The sequence below is a fragment of the Pantoea sp. PNT03 genome, from assembly GCF_014852515.1.
GTDB classification, from domain to species: Bacteria; Pseudomonadota; Gammaproteobacteria; order Enterobacterales; family Enterobacteriaceae; genus Pantoea; species Pantoea leporis.
Map to the genome: position 1 here is coordinate 65,115 of NZ_JACVBT010000007.1, position 11,983 is coordinate 77,097.

At 58.8% G+C, this 11,983-nt stretch carries 11 protein-coding genes; 7 read left to right on the top strand and 4 right to left on the bottom strand.

The genetic code is table 11. From position 1 onward, the window contains the following. The first annotated feature begins 34 nt into the window (after nucleotides 1-34). Both kdpD and IB226_RS21345 read left to right on the top strand, forming a co-directional pair. Entirely contained in the window at nucleotides 35-2,707 is a 2,673-nt protein-coding gene (gene kdpD / locus IB226_RS21340) for a two-component system sensor histidine kinase KdpD (protein WP_192236936.1), read from the top strand. Between the two features lie 54 nt (nucleotides 2,708-2,761). Further along, nucleotides 2,762-3,271 carry a TIGR00645 family protein gene (locus tag IB226_RS21345; RefSeq protein ID WP_101762740.1) on the top strand — a complete coding sequence of 170 codons (510 nt, stop codon included), beginning with the start codon at nucleotides 2,762-2,764 and terminating at the stop codon, nucleotides 3,269-3,271. 186 nt (nucleotides 3,272-3,457) lie between these two features. On the opposite strand, the gene IB226_RS21350 is transcribed toward IB226_RS21345, so the two are convergent. After that, nucleotides 3,458-4,390: a LysR family transcriptional regulator gene (locus IB226_RS21350; protein ID WP_192236937.1), complete on the bottom strand. Its 933-nt coding sequence runs from the start codon at nucleotides 4,388-4,390 to the stop codon at nucleotides 3,458-3,460. 92 nt (nucleotides 4,391-4,482) lie between these two features. On the opposite strand from IB226_RS21350, the gene IB226_RS21355 reads away from it, so the two are divergent. From IB226_RS21355 to IB226_RS21370, 4 genes are all read left to right on the top strand, one after another. Then, nucleotides 4,483-5,688 carry an MFS transporter gene (locus tag IB226_RS21355; protein WP_110867673.1) on the top strand — a complete coding sequence of 402 codons (1,206 nt, stop codon included), beginning with the start codon at nucleotides 4,483-4,485 and terminating at the stop codon, nucleotides 5,686-5,688. 53 nt (nucleotides 5,689-5,741) lie between these two features. Next, nucleotides 5,742-7,091 carry a sodium:proton antiporter gene (locus IB226_RS21360; RefSeq protein ID WP_192236938.1) on the top strand — a complete coding sequence of 450 codons (1,350 nt, stop codon included), beginning with the start codon at nucleotides 5,742-5,744 and terminating at the stop codon, nucleotides 7,089-7,091. Between the two features lie 26 nt (nucleotides 7,092-7,117). Continuing rightward, nucleotides 7,118-7,465, top strand: a complete 348-nt coding sequence (locus IB226_RS21365; RefSeq protein WP_101762791.1) for a hypothetical protein — start codon at nucleotides 7,118-7,120, stop codon at nucleotides 7,463-7,465. Between the two features lie 265 nt (nucleotides 7,466-7,730). Next, entirely contained in the window at nucleotides 7,731-8,627 is an 897-nt protein-coding gene (locus tag IB226_RS21370) for an alpha/beta hydrolase (RefSeq protein WP_110867672.1), read from the top strand. Here the strand turns inward: IB226_RS21370 and IB226_RS21375 are convergent, their stop codons facing one another. Then, complete coding sequence (locus IB226_RS21375; protein WP_110867671.1) at nucleotides 8,628-9,545, bottom strand: bestrophin family protein; 918 nt, start codon at nucleotides 9,543-9,545, stop codon at nucleotides 8,628-8,630. It lies immediately after the preceding gene. A gap of 108 nt (nucleotides 9,546-9,653) precedes the next feature. Beyond that, nucleotides 9,654-10,556, bottom strand: a complete 903-nt coding sequence (locus tag IB226_RS21380) for a LysR family transcriptional regulator (protein WP_192236939.1) — start codon at nucleotides 10,554-10,556, stop codon at nucleotides 9,654-9,656. A gap of 95 nt (nucleotides 10,557-10,651) precedes the next feature. Here IB226_RS21380 and IB226_RS21385 point away from each other — a divergent pair, with 95 nt between their 5' ends. Further along, the gene (locus IB226_RS21385; RefSeq protein WP_192236940.1) at nucleotides 10,652-11,473 is read left to right on the top strand and encodes an SDR family oxidoreductase; all 822 of its coding nucleotides are present in this window, start codon (nucleotides 10,652-10,654) and stop codon (nucleotides 11,471-11,473) included. 75 nt (nucleotides 11,474-11,548) lie between these two features. Here the strand turns inward: IB226_RS21385 and IB226_RS21390 are convergent, their stop codons facing one another. Further along, on the bottom strand, nucleotides 11,549-11,917 hold the full coding sequence (locus IB226_RS21390; protein WP_192236941.1) for a helix-turn-helix domain-containing protein: 369 nt from the start codon (nucleotides 11,915-11,917) through the stop codon (nucleotides 11,549-11,551). Nucleotides 11,918-11,983: the final 66 nt, after the last annotated feature.

The window sequence follows — 11,983 nt, forward strand, 5'->3', positions numbered from 1 at the left end:
TGATGTATCACGCTGTTTTTACGATGGACGATCGATGAACGACGATATTGCCCGCCCCGATCCCGATGCGCTGCTGCTGAACCACAGCGACAGCCATCGCGGTAAGCTGAAAATCTACTTTGGCGCCTGTGCGGGCGTGGGCAAAACGTTCGCCATGCTGCAGGAGGCGCAGCGCCTGCGGGCGCAAGGTCTCGACGTGTTAGCCGGCGTGGTAGAGACCCACGATCGTGCAGAGACCGCCGCGCTGCTCAACGGGCTGGCGCTGTTGCCACGGCGAACCACCGGCCGTTCGCGCCATGCCGAATTCGATCTCGATGCCGCGCTGGCGCGCCATCCGGCGGTGATCCTGATGGATGAACTGGCGCACACCAACGTGCAAGGTTCGCGTCATCCCAAGCGCTGGCAGGACATTGAAGAGCTGCTCGAAGCGGGCATTGACGTCATCACCACCGTTAACGTCCAGCATCTGGAAAGCCTGAATGATGTGGTCGGCGGCGTCACCGGCATTCAGGTGCGTGAAACCGTGCCCGATCCCTTCTTTGATAGCGCCGACGAAGTGGTGCTGGTGGATCTGCCGCCGGACGATCTGCGTCAGCGGCTGAAAGAGGGCAAAGTCTACGTCGGCGACCGCGCCGAACGCGCCATCGAAAACTTCTTCCGCAAAGGTAATCTGTTCGCGCTGCGTGAGCTGGCGTTGCGTCGTACCGCCGATCGCGTGGATGACCAGATGCGTGCCTGGCGCGATCGGCAAGGCCGCGACAAAGTGTGGCACACGCGTGACGCCATTCTGCTGTGCATCGGCGACGATACCGGCAGCGAAAAACTGGTGCGCACCGCCGCGCGTTTAGCGGCACGGCTCGGCAGCGAATGGCACGCGGTGTATGTGGAAACGCCGCGCCTCAATCGGCTACCGGAAGCGCGCCGTCGCGCCATTTTACGCACGCTGCAACTGGCGCAGGAACTTGGCGCTGAAACCGCCACGCTCTCCGATCCCGATGAAGCGCGCGCGGTGCTGCGTTACGCGCGCGAGCACAACCTCGGCAAAATTGTGACCGGCCGTCAGCCACAACGGCGTTGGCGGCGCGACAGCTTTGCCCAGCGCCTCGGCGAACTCGGCCCGGATCTCGATTTGCTGGTGGTCGCACTGGATGAACCGGTGCGCGATGCGCCGCATCCGCTCAGCGGCCAGCGCGCCAGCAACGAAAAATGGCGGCTCTATCTGCGCGGCTGTGTGATGGCGCTGCTGCTGTGTATTTTGGTCACCGGCGTCGGCCGCTGGCTGCTGGTGGCGTTTGATCCCGCCAACAGCGTGATGATTTATCTGCTGGCGGTGGTGCTGGTGGCGCTGCGCTATGGCCGCTGGCCATCGGTGTTCGCCACGGTGATCAACATCATCGCTTTCGACCTGTTCTTTGTCGCGCCTACCGGCACCGTGGCGGTGTCGGATTTGCAGTATCTGGTGACCTTCGCGGTGATGCTGGCGGTGGGCGTGATTGTTGGTAATCTGACAGCGGGCGAGCGCTATCAGGCCAAAGTGGCGCGCTACCGTGAACAGCGCGCGCGGCATCTGTATGAGATGGCGAAAGCGCTCGGCAGCGATTTGACGCCGCAGGATATCGCCACCACCAGCCAGCGCATCATCGATGTCACCCTGCAGGCGCGCAGTTTACTGCTGCTGCCGGATGAGCAGGGCGAGCTGCAAACCGTGGGCGATACCGCGATCGGTACGCCGCCGGATCTGGCTATCGCCAAATGGAGTTACAGCAAAGGCCAACCGGCGGGCGCGGGCACCGATACCTTGCCCGCGGTGCCGTACCAGATTTTGCCGCTGAAAAGTGGTAATCACTGTCGCGGCTTGCTGGTGGTGGAACCGGAAAACCTGCGTCAGCTGATGATCCCCGAACAGCAGCGTTTACTGGAAACCTTCACCGTGTTGATTGCTAACGCGCTGGAACGCATGGCGCTGTCGCACAGTGAGGCGGCGTCGCGGCTGGCCGCCGAGCGCGAGCAGCTGCGCAATGCGCTGCTGTCAGCGCTGTCGCACGATCTGCGCACGCCGCTGACGGTGCTGTTTGGTCAGGCGGAGATGCTGATGCTCGATCTCGCCAGCGAAGAGTCGAAGTATGTCGGCCAGGCCAATCAGATTCGTGAACAGACGCTGAGTACTATCCGGCTGGTGAGTAACATGCTGGATATGGCGCGCATTCAATCCGGTGGACTCAATCTGCGCGAAGAGTGGGTGGCGCTGGATGAGGTGATTGGCGGCGCGCTGAGCAGCATGGGCCCGTCGCTGAAGGGCCATGAATTTATCCTCGATTTACCCGAGATGGTGCTGATCAAAGGCGACAGCGCCATGCTGGAGCGGGTGTTTACCAATCTGATCGAAAACAGCCTGAAATACGCGGGCAACGCGGCGCAGCACGGTATTCGGGCGTGGCGCGATCGCGATCGGCTGGAGATTGCGGTGTGGGACAGCGGTCCCGGCATCGCGGCGGAGAACCTCACGCGTATTTTTGACAAATTTGCGCGCGGTGATAAAGAGTCGGCGGTGCCGGGCGTCGGCTTGGGTTTGGCGATCGGTAAAACCATTATCGAATCCCATCGCGGGCGCATCTGGGCGGAGAATCGGCCGGAAGGCGGCGCGGTGTTCCGTTTGTCATTGCCGCTGCCCGCCGCGCCTGAAATTTCTGAAGAAGGGCTGAAATAACTTCACATAAGTTCGGTTATACTCGCCCACTTGTCTGTTTATTAATGGGAACTTATGGAACGTTTTATCGAAAACCTGATGTATTCATCGCGCTGGCTGCTGGCTCCGGTTTACATGGGACTTTCGTTGGGCCTGCTGGCGCTGACCATCAAATTCTTCCAGGAAATTTTTCACCTGTTGCCGCACGTCTTCAGCATTGCGGAGAACGATTTGATTCTGCTGCTGCTGTCGCTGGTGGATATGACGCTGGTCGGCGGTTTGCTGGTGATGGTGATGCTTTCGGGTTACGAGAACTTTGTCTCCAAGCTGGATATTGATGAGCACAGAGAGAAGCTGAGCTGGCTCGGTAAAATGGACTCCGGCTCGTTGAAAAACAAAGTTGCGGCCTCGATTGTGGCGATTTCGTCGATTCACCTGCTGCGTATCTTTATGGACGCGCGCAACATCGAAAACGACAAGCTGATGTGGTACGTGATTATCCACCTGACGTTTGTGCTGTCGGCCTTTGTGATGGGCTGGCTGGACAATATGTCGAAGGGGGATAAGAAAGCAGTGAAGATGTAGTTTGTGCGCGCTGTCCCTCACCCCAGCCCTCTCCCGCAAGCGGGCGAGGGGGCTGACCGTGCCGCCATCGGCTTGAGCGGGCGAGGGGCTGACCGTGCCGCCATCGGCTTAAGCGGGCGAGGGGGCTGACCGCGCTACCATCGGTTCCCTCTCCCGTTGGGAGAGGGTTAGGGTGAGGGAAAACCGCTACCGCGTCGCTGGCTGCGTCCCGGCTAACTTCGGCATCACGTCCCGAATCATGGCGAAAAACTTCTGTAACCGCGCCGGATAGTAGCTGGCCCACGGATAAGTCAGCCACACCGGCAGCGGCGGCGCTTGCCACTCCGGCAACAGCTGAATCAAATCCCCTTTAGCTAAATCCTCCTGCACCACCCACGATGACACCACAGCCGCGCCCATCCCGGCAACGGCGGCTTTGCGCACCGCGTATAAACTGTCGCTGGCGAGGCGCGGGGCAATCGCCAGGTTCACCGGCTTGCCATCGTTGATACGCTGCAGGGCGATTTCGTTGCGATAAAAACTGGTCAGCGCCAGCCAGGGCAGGTTGGTGAGCTGCGAGACGTCCTCAATCGGCGGGTGCGCGGCCAGCAGCGACGGTGCCGCCACCACAAAGCGCGGCACTTCCGCCAGCAGCACCGCCACGATGGACGCATCGCTGGGCGCACCGACCTGAATGGCGCAGTCGATGTTTTCGCTGATGAAGTCTGGCGTGCGGTCATTCAGCGTCCACTCCACGTTTAAGCGTGGATAGCGATGCAGATAATCAATCAGCGGTTCAATCAGCTGATCCTGACCAAACGCATGCGGTGCCCGCACGCGCAGGGTGCCAATCGGGTCGTCGCTGGCACCGGTGAGGTCATCCTCCAGCGCGTGCCAGGTCGCGACCAGCTGACGCGCCTGCGCATAACAGCGTTCGCCATCGTCGGTGAGTTTCAGCGCATGCGTGGTGCGCATAATCAGTTTGAGACCGAGCCGCTGCTCAAGCGCCTGCAGCCTTCGGCTGATGGTGGGCTGCGTGGTGCCGAGCTGGGCGGCGGCGGCGGAGAGCGAGCCGCTCTCGACGATGCGGATAAAGGTCTGCATCAGTTCGATACGATCAAGGCTGGATGGGTTGTTCATACGCACCACGCATAACAGTTCTGTGTTTGAGCAGTCTACCGCGTATGGCGGCAACGCGCTTTAATAAGCGCACTTTCACGGGGGAATCCACTATGTCAGCTATATCAACGTCAGCCATGCCAGCTGAAAAACTGCCCGCGCCGCTGGTCTTTACGCTCGCGGCCGGTGCCGGACTCAGCGTCGCATCGATTTACTACAGCCAGCCGATGCTGGATATCATCAGCAAACAATTCAACGTTGGGATTGGCAGCGTCGGCATGGTGCCAATGCTGACGCAAGCCGGTTACGCGCTGGGGATTCTGCTGCTGGCTCCGCTTGGCGACCGCCACGATCGCCGTACCATTATCCTGATTAAAGGTTTGCTGCTGGTTGCCGCGCTGCTGCTGTGTGGCTTCTCGGGCGGATTGAACGCCTTGCTGATTGCCAGTTTCGTCACCGGTTTAACCGCCACCGTGGCGCAGGACATCGTGCCCGCTTCAGCGGCGTTAGCGCCGGAGCGCAGCCGCGGCAAAATCGTCGGCACGGTAATGACGGGATTGCTGGTGGGGATTTTGCTATCACGCGTGGTAAGCGGCGTGGTGGCGGAGTATTTCGGCTGGCGCACCATGTACATGATTGCGGCGGCGGCGGTGTTGCTGATTAGCGTGGCGCTGTGGCGCGTGCTTCCGCGCTTTACGCCGGGCACGTCGGTGAGCTATCCGCGTTTGCTGCTGTCGCTGGCGCATCTGTGGCAGCACCATCAAACGCTGCGCCGCGCCGCGCTGGCACAAGGTTTGTTGTCGGTGGGCTTTAGCGCCTTCTGGTCAACGCTGGCGTTGATGCTGAGTCAAAACTTCCATCTGGATAGCGCGGTCGCTGGCGCATTCGGCCTTGCGGGTGCGGCAGGCGCTCTAGCCGCGCCGTTAGCGGGCAGCGTGGCGGATCGCATCGGTCCGGCGCGTGTTACGCAGTACGGTGCCACGCTGGTAATGGTGTCGTTCGCGCTGATGTTCCTGCTGCCGCTGCTGCCGATGCCGGCTCAGCTTGGTCTGATTATCATCAGCACCATCGGTTTTGATTTGGGGGTGCAGGCCACGCTGGTGGCGCATCAGACGCTGGTTTACAGCCTGGCGCCAGAAGCACGCAGCCGCCTTAACGCCTTGATGTTTACCGTTGTTTTCATCGGCATGGCGACCGGCGCGGCGCTGGGTAGCTTGGCGCTGGCACATTGGGGCTGGACCGGAGTAGTCGCACTCTCAACATTGGCCGCTGCGCTTGCCCTGATGATTCGCCTCGCAAGCCGTCATCTGAAAAACTGATCGCCTAACATGTGCCAGGCTTAAAGGAGAATGTTATTTAAAAACGGAGCGTTATGAATTTCCTGGCCTGGACCGCCGCCACCGGCGGTCTTTTACTTCTTATGTCACTGGCTTCCGGTTGGATACACCGCGGGCCAGTGACCTCATTTGGTCTCTACCTGTTCGCGGGCATTCTATGTGGCCCGTGGATGCTCAATCTGCTGCAAGTCGACATCATCGGTCACGCCAACCTCGCCGCACATCTCACCGAAATCGCGATGGCAGCCTCGCTGTTTATCACCGGGCTGAAACTGCGCTTACCGCTCAACGCGCATGCGTGGCGGCTTGGCGTCAGGCTGGCGTTTCCCGCGATGCTGCTCACCGTCGGCGGCATGACGGTGCTGGTGCACTGGATCACCGGCTTTGACTGGGCGATGTCGCTGGCGTTTGGTGCCATTGTCGCGCCGACCGATCCGGTGCTCGCCAGCCTGATTTCAGTGAACGATGCGCGTGACGACGATGCCCTGCGCGTGGCGCTCTCCAGCGAAGCGGGCATGAACGACGGCTCGGCGCTGCCGCTGCTGATGCTGGCGATTTTGCTGTTGCAGCCGGGCGAACTCAGCACCGCTGCGCTCGGTGAATGGTTCGCCAAAGATGCGCTGTGGGCGATTGGCGGCGGGCTGGGAATCGGCTTTGCGCTGGGTTGGCTGATCGGCCAGCTGGCGACGCATTTACGTACCGCCAATCAGGATCTGGCACCCAACGATCTGTTCGCGCTGGCGCTGATTGCGCTCAGCTATGCCGCAGCGCAGTCGGTGGATGCGTCGGGCTTCCTCGCCACCTTTGCGGCTGGCGTCGGTTTACGTCGTGCGGAATTGCGCGTGGTGAAGCACTATCCGCAAGATGAGATGTCTGAAGAGGAGCGTTTCTTACCGGCTGAAGCGCGCGTGAATACCGGTCAGCGGATGGCGCAGGGCAGCAGCGGCATGGTGAAATCGGTGGGTTTGGTGATCGGCGATGCGCTCTCCTTTGGTGATACTATCGAGCGTTTGCTGGCGGCGGGCATGATGGTGGTGCTCGGTATTACGCTGGCGCAGCACTGGAATCTCACCGGCATTGGCCTGGCGCTGCTGCTGTTTGTGGTGGTGCGCCCGCTGGCGGTGTGGATCACCACGTGGCGCTGTGATATTCCGCTGATGCGACGCTTGCTAATTGGCTGGTTGGGTATTCGCGGCATCGGCAGTATCAATTATATTGCCTATGCATGGGTGCACGGCATGCGTGGACCGCAGGCGGAACAGATGGTGGACATGGCGCTGACGTTAGTGGTGTGCAGCATTGTGTTGCACGGCATCACGGTCACGCCATTGTTAAACTGGCGTGCTGCCCGTCAGGCCGCCCGCGCCGAACAGAACGAAAAATGATTTATTGGAAATTATTGGAGCCTATTATGAAAGCGTTATTACTCGCCCTCGTTGGGCTGTCGCTGTCGGCCGGTGCGTTGGCTGCCGACGGTGACAATAATCAGGAAGAGAATGTTTATGCCAGCCAGCTGTGTCATCTGGTGAGCAGTGAAAAGAAGACCAGTGATTTGGATGGTTACACCGAGAAGCTGAAGTCGCAACTCGCGGCCAGCCAGTCTTCATCGGCCATGCAGCAGCCTGAATTTAATGAAGAAATCGCGCAGGAAGTGATTAGCGCGTGGCTGGAGTTGGGCGAAGATGAGCGCGGCAAACTGCGTAAAGATCAGCAGCAGTGCGAACAAACGGTAATGACCCAGTTCCAGCAACAGGACTAATACCCGTCATACTTCAAGCTGCAGGTGCGTTGGCTGCGTGTGTTCACCCCTTTTGTAAGCTCCTGGGGATTCACACCCTCGCCGCCTTCCTGCAGCTCGAATTATTTAGGGTATTCGAAAAAGCTCGCGCCTTTTTAGGCGCGTTTTTTTATGGCTTTTTTGTACGATTTACGTACATAATCGCCAACGTCGAAATCAGACACGCGTCACATAATGAGATTCAGCTGTTGAAGCTGGCATTTTTTGCATACTGGCACTGGGCAAGATGATTACACGTCGTCACTTTTTGTTGGCTACTGGAGCAACCGTTCTCTCGATGACCGCGGGCAAGCTGTTTGCCCGCGATGACGTCATTCCGTTGTGGCCCGACGATCCGCCGGGCGGCGGCGGTCCTTCCGGCTTGCTTAAAGTGAATTCGCACGGCTCCTGGACCAATATCGTTTCACCCGCGATTCAGCGTTTCCGCCCGGAAAATCCCAACGGCGAAGCGGTGATTGTGGCGGCGGGCGGCGGCTATCGTTTTATCGGCATGGGCCGCGAAGCCTGGCCGGTAGCGCGCTGGCTTAATGCCAACGGTTATACCGTGTATGTGCTCAGCTACCGTTTGCCGGGTGAGAAGTGGCAGGCGGGCAATCTGGCACCGCTGCAGGACGCGCAGCGCGCCATTCGTCTGGTGCGTTCGATGGAGCGCAAAGTGCATGTGCTGGGCTTTTCTGCCGGTGGCCATCTGCTTGGCATGGCGGCAGCGCGTCCGGATTTCGAATCCTATCCGGCGCAGGATCCGCTTGACCAGATCAGGCCGAAGGTGGATAGCGTTGGCCTGATTTATCCGGTGATCACCCTTGAAGCGCCGTATCAGCACACCAACACGCATCTGATGATGGTGGGAAAAAACGCCACGCCAAGCCAGGAAGCCAACTGGTCAGTGCAAAATTACGTCACACGTCAATATCCCCCGACGTTCCTCGCGCAGGCCGAGGACGATCGCACCTCCAATCCTCATAATACTGAACTGATGCGCGATACCTGCCGCCGCATGCGCGTGCCGGTTGAGCTGATTGAGCTCAGCAGCGGCGGTCACGGTTTTGGTCTCGGCAAAGCGGGCACGCCTGCCGCATTGTGGGATCAGGCGTATGTGCGTTGGTTGGATAATCAGAGTTGATTACGTCAAATTGAAATGCGCATCCGGCTGCAGTGGTTCCGGTAACGGCATATCGCCATTCATCGCTTTCAAATTGCGTTCGATAGTGACGCACAGCGCATCGAGCGGCAGATGATTCGGTGCGGTGCCAAACGGATGTTCCAGCTCCTCCGCCAGCGCTTCCAGCGATAAAAAGGTGTAGGAGATAAACATCGACACCAGCGGCGTCATCAGGTGCAAATCCGCCACCAGCGCAAACGGCAGCAGCGTGCAGAACAGATAAACGGTGCGATGCAGAATCAGGCTGTAGGCGAACGGAATCGGTGTGCTGGCAATGCGATCGCAACCGCCCAGAATCGCTGATAGCTGATTCAGATTCTCATCAATGCTTTGCCAGACAATATCCGACACCAACCCTTCATCGCGGCGTAGCGCCAGCCATTCACTCAAACACACTAAAATCTGCGACGTCGGCATCGGATGATGCAACACCGCGCTGTGCCAGTTAGCCGGCAGCAAACGCTGTAAATCGGCCTGCACATCGGTTTTACGCAGGCGATGTTTCAGGCACCAGCAGAACGCCAGCAGCAAGCCGGTAAATTCCCGCACCTGTTCTTCGCTCACGCCACGCATGCTTTTGATCTGCCGCAGCAGCGAGCGCTGGGTGATATGCAGGCTGCCCCACAGGGTGCGGGCTTCGAGAAAGCGCGCATAGCTGGCGTTATTGCGAAAGCCGAGGAAGATGGCGATCGACACCCCGACCAGGCTAAAAGGCGCGGTGGTGAGGTGAATGCCGAAAGTGGAGTACCACGGATAGCCAAAAATGGCGATCAGCGACATCAGCAGGTTAAGTGACAGGCGGAACACGATGTTGCTGAGCACCGATCCATGCCAGTCAAATAGCCGGAGAAACCAGTGTTGGTGAGGACGTACGATCATTTTGCGATGGTGTATTTTTTAGGTTTTGTGGCGACAGGTTACGCCGCCAGGCATGAGGTGATCAACGCCATTGCTACAGGTTTTGAGACAAAAGCCGTGCTGCTCGCCTCACGCATGACGTGGCAGGCCGACTTTCAGCGCATCGATAAACAGCCGCAGCGCCATGGATTGATGCCGGTTGGGCGGGAACCACAGCGCAATCCCCGCCGATTGCACCCGCCAATCGGCCAGCAGCTCCACCAACTGGCCGCTGCGCATCTCCTTCTCGACATACAGCGACGGCACATAAGCAATGCCTAAACCGGCGAGAGCGGCCTGCGCCATCAGCGCGTTGCTGTCCAAAGTCAGCGTGCCTGGCACGTCAATCTCCTGCTTTTCTTCCGCCTGCACATATTCCCACTGATAACGTTTTCCGCTCGGTAAGCGCTGGCGAATGCACTGTTGCTGTAGCAGATCGCACGGATGATTAACCGCCGCGTTTCTCGCCAGATAAGCGGGCGCGGCGACGGTGACAAACGTCAGCGGGCCGCCAAGCGGAACGGCCACCATATCCTGTGGCACATCCTCAATCAGCCGAATGCCGGCATCAAAACCGGCGGCGGTGATATCCACCAACGCACCTTGCGCGGCAAAATCGAGCTGGATATCGGGATAGCGCGCGCTAAAGTCCGCCACCACGTGCTCCAGCAGCAAAGCGATCGCGGCATCGCTGGCGCTGATACGCAGCGTGCCGTAATGCTGATGGCGGCTGGCGGAGATGTCGTGCAGCACATCATCCATCTGGTTCAGCAGCGGCGACAGTCGATCCAGCAGTTGCTGCCCGGCATCGGTGAGCGACACGCTACGTGTGGTGCGTTGAAACAGCTGTACGCCCAGATTGTGCTCCAGCGTTTTCACCAGATGGCTGAGTGACGAGCGCTTGAGGCCGAGCATTTCAGCGGCACGACGAAAGCTGCGCTGCTCGCCCAGCGTTTTAATGGCCTGCAGTTCGTGCCAGGAAGGACGTTTCATTGGTGGCTTTTCCTCACCGGGTCATGCGCGATTAGGTGGATTATCTCCACCAGTAAAGCGATCTACCATCAGGTTTTCAATATGAGGAGCACAAGATGAAAACCTGGTTGATTACCGGCGCCAGCAGCGGGCTGGGCCGATTGATGAGTGAACGTTTACTGGCACGCGGCGATCGCGTAGTAGCGACGGTGCGGCGTGAACAGGCGATGGCCGATCTGCAGCAAACCTATGGCGAACGGCTGCAGGTTATCACGCTCGATCTGGCGCACACCGCCAGCATCGCGCCCACCATTAAACGCGCCTTTGCCGCCATCGATCGCATTGATGTGGTGGTGAGCAATGCCGCTTACGGCCTGTTCGGCGCAGCTGAAGAGTTGAGCGATGCGCAGATTGATCGGCAGATCGCCACCAATCTTACCGGCTCAATCCAGCTGATTCGCGCGGTGATCCCGTTCCTGCGCCAGCAAGGCGGCGGGCGCATCGCACAGGTTTCCTCGGAAGGCGGCCAGGTCGCTTATCCCAATTTCAGCCTGTATCACGCCACGAAATGGGGGATTGAAGGATTTGTCGAGGCGGTACGCCAGGAAGTCGCCAGTTTCGGTATCGATTTCCTGCTAGTCGAGCCGGGCCCCACCGCAACCCATTTTGGCGCCGGGCTGGACGTGGCAGATGCGCTAGAAATTTATCGTGAAAACGCTGCAGGCCAGCTGCGCCAGGCAATTCTTTCAGGCGATTTCACCATTGCTGGCGATGCCGGGAAATGCGTCACGGCGATGATCGCCACGCTGGATCAGGCCAGCATGCCGCTGCGTTTAGCGCTTGGCAGTACGGCGTATCAGAACATCGAAGCGGCGCTGGAAGGGCGGCTGGCGGAGCTGCGCGGGCAACGGGATGTGGCATTCGGCGCGGATGTGTAATCGTATAATGTAAAAATCACGCGAGTGCCATGCAGAACGCGTGGCACAAAAAAGCCGGGAAGACCGGCTTTTTGTTTAATCATCGGTAAGTTGTTCTGGCATGCACTCATAAAGCTCAGCGAGCTTGGCGAGATTAAAATCACGCGGTTTTTCGCTTTTTTCCATCGCGGAGACAGACGCTTGCGTGATGCCAAGCGCTTCAGCAACCTGCTTTTGAGTCAGCTTACGATAAATACGCCATGCGGCATGAAGGGTGACACCCTTATTAAGGGCGATGTCTACGACGTCACCTGGAATCAAGGCGTCATCATTAATACCGGATTCGTAAGGGATTGATTGCCATAGTTCAGCGAAATCAGCATGTTGAGTCAGTTTTTCGAACAGCTCAATGGGAACAATTGCCGCTTTGCGGTTGCCAGCACTGTCAGTGATGAATTCGATCATAGGATGTATGTTCCAGTATTCAGCGTTATCAGTTTTTTGAAAACGAGTTGAGAATCTGTGAATTAA